Source organism: Adlercreutzia sp. ZJ176 (assembly GCF_011038975.1).
Lineage (GTDB): Bacteria > Actinomycetota > Coriobacteriia > Coriobacteriales > Eggerthellaceae > CAAEEV01.
Window position 1 is genome coordinate 1 of record NZ_JAAKEC010000027.1, and the last position, 16,771, is coordinate 16,771.

Annotated in this window: 15 protein-coding genes; all 15 read right to left on the minus strand. The window is 52.5% G+C overall.

Annotated elements, in window-relative coordinates:
- Window positions 1-148 precede the first annotated feature (148 nt).
- Entirely contained in the window at window positions 149-1,030 is an 882-nt protein-coding gene (locus G7Y50_RS11290; RefSeq protein WP_165056695.1) for an AAC(3) family N-acetyltransferase, read from the minus strand.
- 16 nt (window positions 1,031-1,046) lie between these two features.
- Window positions 1,047-2,267, minus strand: a complete 1,221-nt coding sequence (locus G7Y50_RS11295) for a lipopolysaccharide biosynthesis protein (RefSeq protein ID WP_165056694.1) — start codon at window positions 2,265-2,267, stop codon at window positions 1,047-1,049.
- A gap of 50 nt (window positions 2,268-2,317) precedes the next feature.
- The gene (locus tag G7Y50_RS11300) at window positions 2,318-3,622 is read right to left on the minus strand and encodes an O-antigen polymerase (RefSeq protein WP_165056693.1); all 1,305 of its coding nucleotides are present in this window, start codon (window positions 3,620-3,622) and stop codon (window positions 2,318-2,320) included.
- 11 nt (window positions 3,623-3,633) lie between these two features.
- Complete coding sequence (locus tag G7Y50_RS11305) at window positions 3,634-4,809, minus strand: glycosyltransferase family 4 protein (protein WP_165056692.1); 1,176 nt, start codon at window positions 4,807-4,809, stop codon at window positions 3,634-3,636.
- Window positions 4,806-5,423, minus strand: a complete 618-nt coding sequence (locus G7Y50_RS11310; RefSeq protein WP_165056691.1) for a CatB-related O-acetyltransferase — start codon at window positions 5,421-5,423, stop codon at window positions 4,806-4,808. The genes G7Y50_RS11305 and G7Y50_RS11310 overlap by 4 nt, the downstream gene beginning before the upstream one ends.
- A gap of 179 nt (window positions 5,424-5,602) precedes the next feature.
- Window positions 5,603-6,544, minus strand: coding sequence for a GDP-L-fucose synthase (locus tag G7Y50_RS11315; RefSeq protein WP_165056690.1), 942 nt, complete (start codon window positions 6,542-6,544; stop codon window positions 5,603-5,605).
- 6 nt (window positions 6,545-6,550) lie between these two features.
- Window positions 6,551-7,639 (minus strand): GDP-mannose 4,6-dehydratase, encoded by a 1,089-nt coding sequence (gmd, locus tag G7Y50_RS11320; protein ID WP_165056689.1) that lies wholly within the window; start codon window positions 7,637-7,639, stop codon window positions 6,551-6,553.
- Window positions 7,636-9,009 carry a sugar phosphate nucleotidyltransferase gene (locus tag G7Y50_RS11325; RefSeq protein WP_165056688.1) on the minus strand — a complete coding sequence of 458 codons (1,374 nt, stop codon included), beginning with the start codon at window positions 9,007-9,009 and terminating at the stop codon, window positions 7,636-7,638. The genes gmd and G7Y50_RS11325 overlap by 4 nt, the downstream gene beginning before the upstream one ends.
- Window positions 9,010-9,073: 64 nt before the next feature.
- Complete coding sequence (locus G7Y50_RS11330; RefSeq protein WP_165056687.1) at window positions 9,074-10,336, minus strand: glycosyltransferase family 4 protein; 1,263 nt, start codon at window positions 10,334-10,336, stop codon at window positions 9,074-9,076.
- A complete protein-coding gene (locus tag G7Y50_RS11335) occupies window positions 10,333-11,535 on the minus strand; it encodes an ATP-grasp domain-containing protein (protein WP_206214848.1) in 1,203 nt (400 codons plus the stop codon). The genes G7Y50_RS11330 and G7Y50_RS11335 overlap by 4 nt, the downstream gene beginning before the upstream one ends.
- Window position 11,536: 1 nt before the next feature.
- The gene (locus tag G7Y50_RS11340; RefSeq protein ID WP_165056686.1) at window positions 11,537-12,154 is read right to left on the minus strand and encodes a sugar transferase; all 618 of its coding nucleotides are present in this window, start codon (window positions 12,152-12,154) and stop codon (window positions 11,537-11,539) included.
- Window positions 12,155-12,162: 8 nt separating this feature from the next.
- Complete coding sequence (locus G7Y50_RS11345) at window positions 12,163-13,170, minus strand: NAD(P)-dependent oxidoreductase (protein ID WP_165056685.1); 1,008 nt, start codon at window positions 13,168-13,170, stop codon at window positions 12,163-12,165.
- 3 nt (window positions 13,171-13,173) lie between these two features.
- Window positions 13,174-14,394 carry a DegT/DnrJ/EryC1/StrS aminotransferase family protein gene (locus G7Y50_RS11350; protein ID WP_206214849.1) on the minus strand — a complete coding sequence of 407 codons (1,221 nt, stop codon included), beginning with the start codon at window positions 14,392-14,394 and terminating at the stop codon, window positions 13,174-13,176.
- Window positions 14,391-16,280: a nucleoside-diphosphate sugar epimerase/dehydratase gene (locus G7Y50_RS11355; RefSeq protein WP_165056684.1), complete on the minus strand. Its 1,890-nt coding sequence runs from the start codon at window positions 16,278-16,280 to the stop codon at window positions 14,391-14,393. Before G7Y50_RS11355 ends, G7Y50_RS11350 begins: the two co-directional genes overlap by 4 nt.
- Window positions 16,281-16,697: a hypothetical protein gene (locus tag G7Y50_RS11360; RefSeq protein ID WP_165057082.1), complete on the minus strand. Its 417-nt coding sequence runs from the start codon at window positions 16,695-16,697 to the stop codon at window positions 16,281-16,283.
- Window positions 16,698-16,771 lie beyond the last annotated feature (74 nt).

The window sequence follows — 16,771 nt, forward strand, 5'->3', positions numbered from 1 at the left end:
AGGTCGTTGTACCCAAAATCGGGTTTGAACAGGTGTTTTAGTTGTCAAAGATACGTTCAATTAAGAGTGTTTTGCCTGATGGCGAGTTGATTATTGCGGTTTACTACCTAACATTTTGCCTAGAACCTGCTTTATCGGTTTAACGACACTAGATTCCTTTGTAAAATATCAGACCCTCATTACCTGCTGCTACAGCCTTTTCAACGGCCTCCGAAGCATCAAAAGCAACCAAGTCGAGTCTGCCTAAATTAACGGTCTGTTTTTCAACATTTTTGTAGATGCGACGAAACACCCTATCGTCGTTACAAACGCCTGGACGCTTCGGAAGCATTGTCCTCGAGCGCCTAGTCCCGCTTTCATCAACCAAAATTGCCACAACAGGAGAGTCCCATACAGACGTAAAAGGTTTACATTCCCTCAAAAGCCAGCCAGATCGATGGAACGCGCTAATTTTCGCAGTATCTTCTCCAAGTCCCAGCAAAAGCACCTTTGCACCATCGTCGATAGCTTTTGAATATGGTGCATAGTCATCAAAACCGTATTGGCAAAGCAACTCTTCTGAAAAATACAAATCGACTTTCGGTCCTACTCCAGCCATCGAAAAATGAGGCGTAAGCGACCTCCTTACGTCATCCTGGTGCCAAAAAACCTCTGAAAGAACTCCAGCTATTGAATGCGTTTCATTTACATCCAAATACCCCTTCTGCTTTCCGTAGCAAGGCATTAAGATAGTTCCTTCGTCTCCTACGGTATCGCGAAGAACAGAAATCACACCTTCTGGACCAGGCCCTTGGTAGTTATAAAACGACCTCCAGGCAGCATGAACAATAATCGTATCTCCAGGTGCAACTCCTATTGAAGATAAAGCGTGCAGAAGATCATCGCCACCATAAAAACACTTGTCACGTTTTTTGTGTCTCTCGATTTCACGCCTCTTCAAAGCGTCTTTTATCGTCTCAGTCTCTCGAGCGCCCAAATAAGCACGCAACGCTCTTCTTGCAGCGCATTTACCAGCAGCTACAATGCTCAAAATATATCCCTTTCTCCTATTTAATGTTAATGCTTTCAGAATCTGGGTTTTTGAACCTGTATATCGAAAGCATGATTAGAAATCGAATTACGTATGCAATGAGAACGCCTGTGCAAAAGCCCATGAGACCCCAGAGGGCATACAAACCCATACCTAGTGCAACATACGCAAGACAGGTACTTCCGTTAATCAACATTTGCCACTTCATCGAATAAAACCTTAGAGTGAACGGCTGAGCAATAGATATGAGCACGAATACCAATGCGGTGCCAGTCGTAATTGGCAGATAGGTCATTGCCTCTTCCACGAAACCCGGATATAAAAACCCAAGCACTGGACGGGAAATAAGCAAAATTACCACATACGCAACAACGCAGATTACAAAGCCAACCCCCAAAGCAAGGTAGAAAGATTTTTCTGATTTCTTTGTACTTTTTGCCAAATAGGTCAGAACCACGCTATTAATCGGATTCACCGCCATTGAGACAATTTTTCCGACAAGCGTCGACACGTAATACACACCTACTTCTGCGCCGCCTATTAGCGGAAACAAAAGGATGCGATCAGAATAGGTCATCATACAAGAAAGGAAATGAGACAAGGCAAGCTCAATGGATTCCTTTGTTACCGGTCCGAAGAGAACGGTTTTTTTGATAGGCTCTTTATGCAATTTGCCTTTTGACACGATAAATGCAAGCGCGAGCAACTGCCCAAAAAAATAAATCAACGCCCATTGCCTGCAAATTCGAAACAGAAGCATGCCGAGCAAATAACCCGCCGATTGAAAAATGCTGCATACCAAAATTGCTCGATAATTAATTGCAATCCTAAAAGCAACAATGAAGTAACCTGATGCGATCCACGTAATTGAAGTACACGCAAGAACGATCAGGGTTATAAAATTCGTATCGCCCAACAGAACACATGATGCGATTACAAACACAACGCTAATTACGGAAAACAAAATCAAAAGGTAATTAAAGTCACCTGACAATCCTGCTTCTTTATATCGCCCTTCAAATATCAACCGAATATTATTGAGAACTGTTCCCAAAACACCAGGTCCGAGGCTGAAGACAGATAGTATGGTTACAATGAGGCCATAAGCGTCTCCTTCAACCTCTGCAGCAATCAGAGGAAGCACTATTAGCTGTAATACACATAGCGGCAGTGCACTGGCGGCAATATTTAGCATCATGTCAAATGCAATTTGTTTTTTAGTCGCAGGCCCAGTCATCCCAATCTCTCATTATTTTGAACCTCAGCAAAGCCATGCGCGATAAGAGACTATTGGCGTTTTTCACCTGAACCCAAACCTCGCTGCGCAGAATGCGCGCCTATTTCGGATCTTGCAATTTTTAGTTTGCACAGCAAGTACATCGGAGCAAGGTAGCACCAAACAATATTTACTACATAAGTGCCCCAATCGCCTCGGTGCGCACTAATCAATACAAAAGAGCAGAACATAAAGAACGCATAATCCCGAAACGACACGCTCTGGCCCGAATTCAGCCTCTTAAAATAACCCTTGTCGAAGCCCGCACACAACAGGCCCCATACAACCGGATACACAAAAAAACCAATAAATCCGAGCACGCCATACGCTTCACCCAAAATGCTGAAACCAGCTGAACCAGCAGTATCGCTCGTTCCCCTGTAATACTGCATCATCTGAACGTTAAGCGTCAGCGGCTTATCCGGCCAAATCGACCTTGGAATGAAAATGAAAACAAATCGAAGATACACAATTGGACTTATGTAGGGAGAATCTACGTCCAAAATCCTATCAAAATAAATGTAGGCGTAGCGAAAGTCAGTACTTTCGAGAATCATGTCAAAATCAAGCACGGTCTTCAAGTCAAGATCGTCCAATCCATTGCTTCTCATAACATTCAGAGCCGTCATACCAACCAACACTAAAGCAATAAACGCAAGGGAGATTAAAGCTTGGCTCCTAGCGGACTTTTTTCTCATTTCATACATGACAACTACGAGAAGCGTGCATATGAAAAAAATTCTTGTAAAAGAAAACAAAGCCATTTCCAAAGAAAACAAAGCAAGACAGGATATGGCAAGGCGATTTTCTTTCTTGTTGTTTCTGGAAAACCACATTCCCAAAACGCATGGAACCATGAACTGCTGAATCCATCCCAGCAATGCGGTACCACCGCCCTCTTCGCCCAATGCAAGCTGCTTTGATGTTAACGACCCATTCAAAACAGATGCCACTCCAGACATACCTATCGTACGAGCGATATACAAGATAGACAGAACGAAAAGAAGCCCAAAGCCTATTGCGGACAAAGCGAAATCAGGTTGAAGACAACTGAGTTTCTTGGCCGTCTCCTCCCCTGATCTAATCGAAACTCGCCGGCCAATCAACAAGCCGAAGGCAAAGAGAACAATTCCAGCAAATGCGATCTTGTCAATCAGCAGCTCGTTTGAATACGGTCCTTCATTGACGCATGGACACACCACGAACACGACGAAGTAACAGGCAACCCACACGGAAGCAGCAGAAATGAGCTGGCCTCTCTTATAGTTCGCATGCAGTAAAAGGAGACATATTGTTACTATTCCAATCTTTATCAATCTTATTTCCTTTATTTGCTCGAATCAAAAGAGACGCTCTTGCGAGCTATAGAAGAGTATGCAAATTGCCGGAAGCCCTCAATTTCGGCAACCTGTTTCATACCATTAAGCTTTTGCGGCGCATTGAGCAAGCATTTAACAGCATTCCGCAATCCTTCTGCGGAACAGTCATCCAAGAATAGAGCATTTCCTCCAAGATCAATATGGTCTGTTCCTGCCCATCGTTTCACCATGACAGGTTTACCCATGCCAACAACCTGCTCCCAGTAAACCGAATGTCTTCCTGGAAAAACAACAAGATCAGCGATACTGAACAGCTCATATGACTCTTTTGTGTTGGCCCAAGGAATATGAGTGACACGATCTCCGTCAATCTTCAAAGAAACCTCGCCAGCCAATTCAGGAATAATCGGACCAAACACAAGCAATTTGACATTTCCACCGATATCCCGGACAGCATCAATTAATGAAATAGTCTGCCTTTTGTAGAGATCAATCTTTCCACCGGTCACAATAACAAAATCCGCGTTTGAATAACCGAGGCTTTCGCGTTTTTTCAAACGAAAGTCATCAGCGAAAACAGCATTAACCTCGTCATCATCTGCTCCCATCACAAGCAGGTCGCACTTGTTCTTTGGCAGCCCATAGTTTTCGACAAGGAAGTCGACGCGAGCAGGCAAAACACCCCAGAATTTCTCACAAAATGGCTCAATCATCCGAGCGGTTCGCTTCCATATGATCCCATGCAGCACATATTTAGAAATCCAATTTGTCGCACTATTTGAATAGTCGGCATGATTGTCGGCGATTACACGGACGGAAGGATTCTTCTTTAGATAGCGCACCACCTTATCCATGTCTAAAAATTGAACATTATGAATAAACAAGACATTGGGAGCAGCTTTCTCAAGCTCATCGTACAAGCCAACAAATCGACGAAATGCCCAGGTTTTTGGATTCTTCGACTTGTAATCAATCCTTGTTACCTTAATCCCATTCTCGTTAACATATTCACGACGACCGCGTGGGAAATAATCTGTCTTCCCTTGCTCGTTGAACGTTTGCTGGGAGGCAATGATCTCCACGTCAAACCCAAGCCTTTTATGATACTTAGGCAGGAGGTTCTCTTGATATGAGTAATTGTCTACATAAAAACTAGCCAGACAAAGGTGAACGATTTTCGTCATTCGATCGGCTCCCTAATTTCTCCAGTGAATAATGCCCCGTTTTCCACCAACCGCTCATCTGGCCAATTCCACCATGCAATTTTCTTTATCAACTCAACAACTTCATCTTCAAACCTCATCCCAATAACCTTTGCCGGTACCCCAACAGCAATCGAAAACGCTGGAATATCCTTTGTCACAATGCTCCCTGCTCCGATTACTGCTCCATCACCGATGGACACACCACTCTTAACAAGAACATTGCAGCCAATCCAAACATCGCTTCCGATGCACGTTGTTTCGCAATCGTCATATGGAGCATTTGCAAAGTGCTTCTTCAGATAATTACCCCCAGAAAGAAATACTGGAGAAGAAGACAAAAATGTTGTTGGATGGGACGGCAATCCAATTACACAACCCTCGGATATGGAACAGAAGGAACCAATGTTTGTATGCTGAATCAACGAATCTCTACAAATATAACTGTATCTGCCAAGGCTGCTTCCATAAAAACGCACGTTCTGGCGCAATACAGCTGTTTTATCAATCGTCGAATCGAATGCATTAGAGCTAAAGCTGCTCTTTCCAAAAAGACAACCAATCTTGTGCATAACTACTTGAAGATATCTATTCATGTTTATCGTTCAGCCCTCACTGGATTGTTTAAGAAATCCCTCCGTCTCATTCAAATCATGATTTACGGCTACAATAAAGAACTCGTATTCACCGCTACACTGTTTGGCCTAACGGCAACACGATTTTCGGAAAGGCCTTTTTTCTTATCACTCCACCACCCTCTGTCCTGAGAAAGAAGTTACCTCTCAGCCCTCACGGGGTTGCCGAGGAAATCCGTGTAAGCCAGGCGAACGCCGTCCTCGAGCTCCGTCTTGTAGCGCCAGCCCAGCGATGTGAGCTTACCCACGTCGAGGAGCTTGCGCGGCGTGCCGTTGGGGCGGGAGGCGTCCCACTCTATCTTTCCCTCGTAGCCCACGATTTCAGCTACCAGCTCTGCGAGCTCCTTAATCGTGAGCTCCCTGCCGGTGCCGAGGTTCACGGTCTCGTTGCCCGAGTAGCTGTTCATCAGGAACACGCAGGCGTCGGCCAGGTCGTCCACGTAGAGGAACTCGCGCAGAGGCGTGCCATCACCCCAGCAGGTCACCGACTCAGCCCCTACCTGCTTCGCTTCATGGAAACGGCGGATGAGCGCCGGCAGCACATGGGAGTGCTCGGGGTGGTAGTTGTCGTTGGGACCATAGAGGTTGGTGGGCATAACTGATATGTAGTCGGTACCGTATTGACGGTTGAGATACTCACAGTACTTCAGGCCCGATATCTTGGCGAGTGCGTAGGCCTCGTTAGTGGGCTCAAGCGCACTTGTGAGCAGGCAGGACTCCGGCATCGGCTGTGGCGCCATGCGCGGGTAGATACAGCTCGAACCTAAGAATAAGAGCTTCTTACAGTTATTCTTCCATGCGGAATGAATGACGTTCATCTCGAGCGTTATGTTTTCGTACATGAAATCCGCAAGAGCGTTGCTGTTGGCAACGATGCCGCCCACCTTGGCAGCCGCTAGGAACACATATTCAGGGCGCTCCACCTCAAAGAAGCGCTCCACCTGATCTTGACGTATGAGGTCAAGATCAGCATGGGTACGCGTGATGATGCTAGAATAACCTTCTTTTTCAAGCTGGCGCACGATAGCGCTGCCCACCATGCCACGGTGTCCTGCGACGTATATCTTGGCATTCTTCTCCATGGTTATCTACCTCACCACACCCTTTTCTAAGTACTCGGCGAGATTCTCGCTCACATGCTCGCTCTCACGCTCCACGGCCACCTTGGCCATGTCGTGTTTTACCATCAACTCCACCAGCTGCTCGAAGCTAGTGGACTGCGAGTTCCAGCCGAGTCTCTCACGAGCCTTGGTCGGGTCGCCGAGCAGGTTCACAACGTCGGTCGGGCGGTAGAAGTCGGGGCTCACCTCCACGAGCACCCTGCCCGTCGCCCTGTCGACACCCTTCTCATCAACACCAGCCCCTTGCCACTCAAGCTCGATGCCAACATGATGGAACGCCAGCATGCAGAATTCGCGCACCGAGTGCTGCACACCCGTGGCGATGACGAAGTCATCAGGTTCGGATTGCTGCAGGATGAGCCACATACACTCCACGTAATCTTTGGCGTAGCCCCAGTCGCGCAGAGAGTCAAGATTGCCCAAGTACAGCTTGTCTTGTTTGCCCTGGGCTATGCGCGCGGCCGCCAGTGTGATCTTGCGGGTGACGAAAGTCTCGCCACGTCTCTCGCTCTCGTGATTGAAGAGTATCCCGCTGCAAGCGTACATGCCGTAGGCCTCGCGATACTCCTTAACGATCCAGAAGCCGTACTGCTTTGCCACTGCGTAGGGGCTGTAGGGATGGAACGGGGTGCTCTCGCTTTGAGGAACCTCCTCGACCTTGCCGTAGAGCTCGCTTGTGGAGGCCTGGTAGACGCGACAGGACTTCGCCTGCCCCGTGAGGCGCACTGCTTCAAGCACACGCAAGACCCCGACCGCATCCGCTTCGGCGGAGTACTCCGGCACGTCGAAGGAGACCTGGACATGGGACTGAGCCGCCAGGTTGTAGAGCTCGTCGGGGCGAATGGAACCTATGGCGTTCACGAGGCTCATGGAGTCGTTAAGATCACCGTAGCACAGGTGGAAGTTAGGTAACCCCTCCAAATGCGCTATCCTCTCGCGGAAGTCAACCGAGGAGCGGCGGATCATTCCGTGCACCTCGTAGCCCTTCTCGAGCAGCAGCTCCGCGAGGTAGCTGCCATCCTGGCCGGTCACGCCTGTTATCAAGGCTTTCTTCATGCCGATGCGGGTCCTTCCTGCTCTTGCCAATAGTTCCCGAAGCGTTCGATGTCCTCCTCAACCAGGACGTCTCCCACCTGCACCTCGATGACATGCAGCTCCTCAAGGGCGCGTGCCGCATGCAGCTGGCCGGGGTGTATGGATATGACCGAGCCGGCACGTACCTGCTGTGAGAGACCATCGAGCACCACCTCGCCGAAGCCCGACACCACCGTCCACATTTCGGAGCGGTGCTCGTGGCGCTGGTAGCTAAGCTGGCAACCCTCCTCAATGACAAGCTCTTTGGTGAGAGACTTCGCCCCGTCAGGATGGACACTCGAGTCGATAACGCGGTAGGTTCCCCAACGACGCCGCTCACACATAGGGCGAGACTCGGCGACCTGTTCTACATACGGCTTCATGTAGCTGCTCTGATCTTTGTCAGCCACGAGGATGCCATCAGGCGTGGCAACGACAACCGCATCGTGCAGTCCGAGTGCAACAAGCGGCATTCCTAGTTCGTTCACCACATGCGAGTTCTCACAGGTTTCAACACCCACCGTGCGACCCGATGCCTCCTCAGCCATCTCCTCACAGAGCGTGTTCCAAGTGCCCAAGTCCTTCCACATGCCCGCATAGGGCACAACGGCGACCGAGGACGCCTTTTCCACCACCTCGTAGTCAAAGCTAATCTTGGGCAACTCAGCGTAGCGGGAGCGGAGCTCCTCGTAGCCCTCCGCGTCGGCGTACTTGCTGGTTATGCCCGTCAGGTAGCCCAGCCGAAACGCGAACACGCCGCAGTTCCAGAGGGCGCCTTGGGAGATAAGCTCGGCGGCCTGCTGCTTGTCCGGCTTCTCCGTGAAGCGTCCGACGGGCCACGCATCCCCCTCGCGGGAGGCGGGCACGATATAGCCGTACTTCTCGGAGGGATAGGTGGGCTCCACGCCCAACAGCACCAGCTTCGCCGCACCCGATCGCACAGCTTCGTCGAGTAGCAGGACGCGGTCGTAGTAGGCCTGGTCGGCGAAGGCGTCGATTGGCATGACGACCACGGTGTCGCCGAGGCCAGCCCCCTGCTTCATAGCCAGGTGCGCACAAGCGAGCATGATGGCAGGTGCCGTGTCACGCCGCTCGGGCTCGAGTACGAGAGAGTAGCCGCCCTCGATCTGTCGCTCAATAGACTCCTTTTGCGCCTCGCAGGTGGCTATGGTCACATCCAGTTCTGCAGTCACCCGCTCGATCTGAGAGAACACCCGCTGCACCATGGAAACGTGCCTGCCCCTCTCGTCGCGCAGCACCTTGAGGAACTGCTTGGAGCGTGACCCATTCGAGAGCGGCCACAAGCGCGTGCCACTTCCCCCTGAGAGCAGCACCAAGTGGATCTTTCTCATTGACCGTCCTTCTTCATTTTCAAATTCACAAAACAAAAGCTTGTTGGCAACGATTTTCGGAACCTCAACAATCAGACGGTGTCTTCCTGAAGCCTTCGATTGTGCGGAGAACGGAATCGACATATGCGCCGACGCACTTCTCTTTGCTCAGCTCTTCTATGATGTAGGCACGTCCAGCTTCTCCCATCCGCACTGACGACTCACGATCCTCGTACAGATATCTTACTGAGCGCAGGAAACTACCTATACTGCCAGCCTCACTACAGACACCACACCGAACATCTTTGACAAGTCTGCAAAGCTCACTATCAAGATCAAACGAAGCAAGCACTGGCCTTCCAGCTGCCATAATGCTCCAGGTCTTGCTCGGAATGGAACTCCTCCCGATACCGCTTTTTGATATGACAAGTCCAACGTCCCCGAAACTGAACACCTCAGGGATGTCCTCGTAGGATTGGAACGGAAAACAGAGGACGTTACTCAGAGACTCCTCCTCGATCCTCGCCACCAGCTTCCTCTTTGCCACTCCATCGCCAAAGATAACGAAGCGAAGATCGGGAATCTCCGATCGAAGAATCTTAGCCGCATCCAGCAGTAAGTCGAAATCTTGGGAATGTCCGATATTTCCGCTATAACATACGTAAAAACAGCCAGTGTCAACATCCAGACGTTCAAACAACTTGTTCTCATCCCGAGGAACCGGAAAGACATCTGATGAATCGATCCAGTTTGGCACGACGTCTATTTTTGACTCAGGTACTCCCTTCGCCATGATGTTACACTTGAACGACTCGCTAATGACGATGATCCTATCCGCATTCCTATAGGTCTTGTTCTCGATCCTCCTGCCGATTCGCCATATCAGGGAACCCTCTTTTGTCATTCCGGCATTTACCAGGGAGTCCGGGAATATGTCCTGCAGGTTATAGACCATCGGAACTCCGAGAGCCTTCTTCACCCTCGCGCACATTAAGCCTTGGATAGGTGGTGTACTGCTCGCGAAGATTACGTCGGCATCTTGAATCTTTTTTGCCCTAATCTCCTGCTTGATGTTGACGAAAAGATACCTCATCGCGCGCTTGACTGGGTTTCTACCCTCTCGACACATCGGGAATCTCTCGACTACTACGTGCCCGTCAAGCATCGTCTCGCTACTGACGGAAGTGTACTTTCTCCACGTCTCCTCGTCGACACCGCGCGTCGGCTGAGGAGCGATCTTCAGCGTGTCGAACCCCGCCTTGGCAAACCCCTCGTCAAGATCGTGATTCAGGTGAAGACTCGAATACTGCTCGGGGTCACAATATGCAGGCATCTTCAGAATCTTCATCCCCGAGACACCTTGACCTCTATCATGGACAGAGCCTTCTCGCAGGCATCGACAGCGTCTTGACGAGAGTCTCCATAGCCGATTACAAATCCAACCCTATCAACACTGTTTCCGATCTCCCCAACGGCATCTCCGATGCCCTTCTGAAAACCCACGGCATATACCCCAGGGACACTTTTTGCATAGTCAACCCCATTGATCGATTCGATTATGCCGTGATCGCACTCTACGTACCTGATGGCAGACCCACCTGAAATGCCCATATTCAAGCGCGGTGTCTCACCGAGCGCAATTCTTATGCAGTTCTCCACCATATCCACCCCTGTTGAAAGGGGAACAAGATGGCTATTTATGCAGTCCCCGCCGAGACGAGCCCCTATCTCGACCACCTTCGGTCCATCAGGAGTGATCTTGATCTCCGTGTGAGACGGCCCGTTGGCTATGCCAACGGCCTCGACAGCCGAGATGGCCACCTCGACGACCTGCCTTTTTACCGAAAAGGAATGGTAGCTAGGCTGCGTGTGCCCCATCTCCACAAAATGGGGGGCTCCCGTCGTAAGCTTGTCCGTTATCTGGATGACGTTGCACACCCCATCTACACTTAACGTCTCTACACTGACTTCTGGCCCTACCATGTAATCCTCTACGATAACCTGACCAGATCGCCCGTTGGCCACGGCGTATCCGAATGCCTCCTTAGCCCCTTCGGAATCACCTTCCCTTACAAGGGAGACCCCCCGACTTCCCGCGGAGTCCACGGGCTTGATGATCGCATCGCCCCCGAGGGCATCGAAGGACGTGAGACATTCTTCCAGGCTGTCGCACGATCTAAATCTCGGAACAGGTACCCCGTACTCCGCAAAGCACCTCCTCATAGCTGCCTTATCAGTCGACCTATATGCCGTCTCCCTGGAGACCCCAGGCAGACCCAGCTCGCTAGCGACAGCGGCGACGGTCCTCGTAGGCATGTCACTCGCGAGTGTCATTATCCCGTCGATGTCGTGACTCCTCGCGCTCTCGAGCACGGTCTCTATGTCAACGGTACTGATCACCTCGCGTTCTATTCCGTCGACAGCAAAACCAATCGCATTGGGGTTCATATCCACGGCAACGACGCTGAGCCCCATCTCTAGTGCTTTCTCAATGGCAGGAAGCTGCAGAATACTCGCCCCAAGGATCATAATCTTCCTGTTGCCCATCCTACTCCTCGCTCCTATAGACATTTCTTGAGGCAAGGACCGTCTTTACAGTCCAAGCAATAATCTTGACATCGAAGGAAAACGATATGTTCTCTACGTACAAAATGTCGTTTGCCAGCTTTTCCTTGGTGCCAACAGAGTTCCTGTTGACGGCCTGGTTGTATCCCGATATGCCCGGCCGGACGGTCAGTATGACACGCTCCTCGGGGGTGTAATGATCTAAGTAGAACGCCGAGTCTGGGCGGGGGCCTATCAAGGCCATATCGCCTTTCAGGACGTTGAGCAGTTGAGGGATCTCATCAAGACTCGTTTTCCTCGCGAACCCGCCAAACTTAGTCACCCGGTCATCGTCCGCCGAGTTGTAGGTCGACCCGTCCGCAAGACGTACGTCCGGCGCATTAACCCTCATCGAGCGAATCTTGTACATATCAAATATTCGTCCGTTAAAACCAATTCTCCTCGCCTTGTAAAACACGGGACCACCATCGTCGAGTTTGATCGCAACAGCTGAGACGACCACCACCAGGAAAACCAACGGCAGGGCAAGCAACGAAACGAGGAAATCAATTCCACGTTTGATCACTCTGTTATAGAGAAAGCTCGGCTTATTTACATCCATCTAGAGACCTAGTAATTGAACAGATCGCGGTAGAGCTCAAGATCTATATCCTTTTTGAAGTCGGACATCAGCAGGGAGAAGTCAGTGAAATAGGGTTCGTATCCGAAATCCCTCCTCGCCTTGTCCATGCAAAAAAGGAATGAAGGCGCGTTGTTCTCGACACTTGGGTCGTACTCTATTCTCGAAATCCTGTCAGGAGAAGAGGCGAAAACCCTTGCGATCACTTCAGCCTGCTCTTGCAGGGTTACCCCACGGCCCGCCGTCATGTTATATAGCCCGGAAGCGCCCGCGCTCCCCATAGCCATGCGCACCGCCCTAGCGACGTCCTTCACATACACGACATCGCGAGAAAGGTTTTTGTCTCCAAAAACGGTTATAGTATCGCCACTTCGGGCCTTTTCCATGAAAATCTGCAGGCCGGACTTCCTCAACGTGCCGTTCACCATCAGCGACCCGTGAGGACCAACCCCCAGTACAGGAGGAAGTCGAAAAACGATGTTCTTCATTCCGTGCTGCTGATTGTAGTACTCCATCACATCGACCATGGCGTTCTTTGAGAAAACGTACACGGCGTGATCACCTGTGAACCTGTAGCTCCTGGGCTCATCCTCCGTCAACGCCCGATTTGCGCTCCAAGAGTTGATCGTGTCGGCATAAGAAGAGAATTGGAGGAGGCGACTGATTCCGTTCGCGCGGCAATACTCCAGTAAACGAATAGTCGAGATGACGTTCAACTCGAAATAGTCGGCGGCGTTATCACTCGAGTTTAAGTCTGCACATGAATTGGCGGGCAGCATTCCAGCTGTAACGATTACTCCGTCAACGCTCTCTGTCGGAAGCTTATCAATATCTTCGGATCTGCTCAGGTCAAAATCAATGTACCCAACGCCAAGTCGACTGTAATGATTCTTGAATTTTCCGTTTCTACCTGCAACTATCAGATCACATCCATTGTCGATCAATTCATGGGCAGTATGAACGCCAATAAAACTAGCTGCACCAATCAGCAAGAGCATAAATCAAACCCCCTTGATCGCTGCTATAACATCCACAAATGATTCGATGATATAGCCAACCTGCTCGTCGGTCAGACAAGTGTGCAATGGCAGCGTCACCTCGTTGGCAAACTGAGCGTAGGCGTTTGGGAAGTCTGCTATATCGAAACCAAACTCCTTGTAGGCCGTCATCATGGGCAGAGGCTTGTAGTGCACGTTGCAGGCGACGCCGCGCTCGGCCATGCCCTCGATGAGGGCGCTCCTCTGCTTTTCGCCGATGCCGAAGGCGTGACATATGTAGAGGTGCCCTGATGACGAGTAGCCTTCCGCGTAGTGCGGCAGAGACTCGATATCGAGCGACTTGAAAGCCTCGTCGTAGCGCCCGATGATCTCGCGGCGGCGCTCGAGCATGGCCGGATATCGGTCGAGCTGCGCCAGACCGATGGCGGCCATGACATCGGTCATGTTGCACTTGTACCAGGGACCGACCACGTCATACTCCCAGGCCCCCAGCTTGGTCTTGGCGAGCGCGTCCTTGGATTGGCCGTGCAAACTTAGAAGCTGCAGCCTCCGGTAGAGTTCCTCGTCATCAATACCGGGAACGGTGCGCCAAGTAAGACAACCACCCTCGGCAGTGGTGAAATTCTTCACTGCATGGAAGCTAAATGAACTGAAGTCAGCAATGGAGCCGACCATCCGGCCCTGCCATTCCGCGCCCAGCGCGTGAGCAGTGTCGGCGCAGACAGCTATGCGGTCCAAAGCCTCCTGGATTTCCCCCTTAGGCCCGAACAGGGAGCGCTTCTCCTCCACAATCGCAAAGATGCGGTCGTAGTCGCAAGGCACACCACCCAAGTCAACAGGAATGATGGCCTTTGTTTTCTCGTTTATAGCCGCAGCAACGGCATCGTAATCCATTTCGAAGCTGCCCGGCTGGCAGTCGATAAGTACGAGCTTCGCGCCTACGTGGCAAACCACCGAAGCGGTGGCCGTGTAGGTGTAGGCCGGCACTATGACCTCATCGCCCGGCCCGATGCCCAGAACACGCAGTGCCATCTCAGCACAGGCGGTCTGTGAGTTCAGGCAGCAGCAACCATCAACCTGTAAGTATTTCTTCAGCCGCCTCTCAAGTTCCTTCACGCGCGGGCCGGTGGTAATCCACCCCGAGCGCAGAGCCTGGGCAACCTCGGCAATCTCAGCTTCAGTGATATCCGGTGGAGAAAAGGGGATCTTCATCTTGGTAGTCACCGATAGACGCTCCTCTCTACGTTCTCGTGTTTAGGGTGATAAGTGGGTACAGCCTCTGCAAGCACTCGTTTGATCTCGTCGTTGCTCTTATCCAGACAAGAGCTCAACTGTTCGAGCTTTGCCTTCACCGTCTCTACGTCGAGGGCATCGCCGGTTAACACCATGATATCGGCGTTGTCGGTTGGGATAGTATGCTCGCCATCCATGAGCAGTTCCTCATAAAGCTTCTCACCGGGACGCAGGCCCGTCTCCCTGATCTCGATGTCGCGGCCCGGCTCCAATCCGGAGAGGCGCACGAGGTTCTCCGCCAAATCCCAGATGCGCACCGGCTCGCCCATGTCCAGTATGAAGATCTCCCCACCGCACGCCATGGCACCTGCGGTGATCACCAGACGACTCGCCTCGGGGATGGTCATGAAGTAGCGCGTGATGTCGCGATGCGTGACGGTGATGGGGCCGCCTTCCCTGAGCTGCCGCTTGAACAGCGGGATGACGCTGCCGTGGCTTCCCAGCACGTTGCCGAAGCGCACGGCGGCGAACACCGTTTCGGAACGGGCGGCGTAATGCTGCACGATCATTTCGCACATTCGCTTGGTGGCGCCCATGACGTTGACAGGGTTCACGGCCTTGTCGGTCGAGACCAAGATGAAGTGGCCGCACTTTCGCTCATGGGCGAGGCGCACCACGTTCAAGGTTCCGAACATGTTGTTCTCCACGGCCTCCCGGGCATTGGCTTCCATGAGCGGCACGTGCTTGTGAGCCGCCGCGTGGAACACCACCTGGGGGGCGTGCTCGTCGAAGCACTTCTCGAGCGCCGACGGGTTGGTGATGGAGCCGATCTCCACCTCAAGCCCGATGCCCTCCTTCTCGCAGCGTCCCTTGATCTCGTGGTACAGCTCGTAGGTGGTGTTCTCGTATATATCGAACAGCACGATGCTCGCCGGCTTGGCGGGCAGCAGCTGGCGCACCAGCTCGCTGCCGATGGAGCCGCCCCCTCCCGTGACGAGCACGCGCTTTCCGGCCACGTAGCCCATCTGACAAAGGTCGAGCGCCTTCTCCTCGCGCGCCAGAAGGTCGGACACCTCGACCTCGCGCAGGGGGATCCTGTCGTCGAGGTCGCGCGGCATGTCCTGGATCAGTGGCAGGGTGAGCGTGCGCACGCCCGTCTGGATGCACAGCTCGTAGATGCGGTCGCGCTGCGCCTTGGTGGCGCTCGGCACGGCCAGCACGATCTGGTCCACCCGGTCGGATGCGCAGACGGACGGGATGTCGTCGCACGTGCCCAGGACCTTCACGCCGTGGATATACCTCCCGACTTTGGAGGGTTCGTCGTCGACGAGCGCGACAGGGAAGCCGGGCATGTCGGGGTTGCCCGCCAGCATGCGCTTCACGGTGAGCGAGCCGGTTTCTCCCGCGCCGACGACGAGGGAGCGGGGAAGCCCGCTCTTCTCGCTCACGCCGAGCACCGACCAGCCCTTGCGACCCGAGTACAGGCGGATGGCGAAGCGGCTCGCCCCGCACACGGCCGTGAGGATGAGCCACGCAACGAAGTAGACCTGCGGGGGCATGACCCTCCCCGTGGACAGAGCCGCGACGACGTCGGCGGCCGCCGAGGCCGCGAGGGCCACCAGGGCGACGCGCGCCAGCTCGTCGACACTCGCGTACTCCCACAGCGAGTTGTACATCTGCCCGAGCGCGAACACGACGACGTTGACGAGCACCGCCAGCGCGACCGTCTGCGCGAAGCCGCCCGCGTCCAGCACGGTGCCGAGCGTGCCCGTGCTCCACGCGGCCGCCACGTAGGCCACCACCGTCGCCGCGACATCCAGGACGACGAGGGGCGTGGCCTTGACGAGCGCCCTAGCCTTACCGGTTCCAACTGTCATCTAAGCTGCCACCTTCAATTCCAATACGCCGCTCATGACCTCTAGATGCTTGGGAGATCTCTTCTTTTCAGAATATTTGCGCCGCCCTTCTTCGCTGATTTCGGTGGGAAAGCGAACTGTATCTTTTGTTTCCCTCGAAATTACCCTACCGGCAGTTTCGAGGCCAGGGCTCTCTGCCACCACCTGAAAAGCCGGCTTCCGATAAGCTCTGAAAATGCCAAAAGACAAGAATCCGGGACTGGTATAATAGGTTGAGTCACAGGAAAGCACTTCCGGGCGCCGCTCGTAAAACTGCTGGTCAAGTGAGGTTTTTGCTGCTGACGATAAGGAGTTGGTCGGCTCCCCGACGCCCAGTGTTCCTATTGGGTAACCGCTAAAACGTGTGGGATTTAGCATGGTTTTCACCATCTTCCGCATGCCCACACGTTTTCCGCCTGTTTTTGCGTGACGGTCCGCTTTCTAGCCTTCCTGAAGCCTCCAGGGCCTACAGT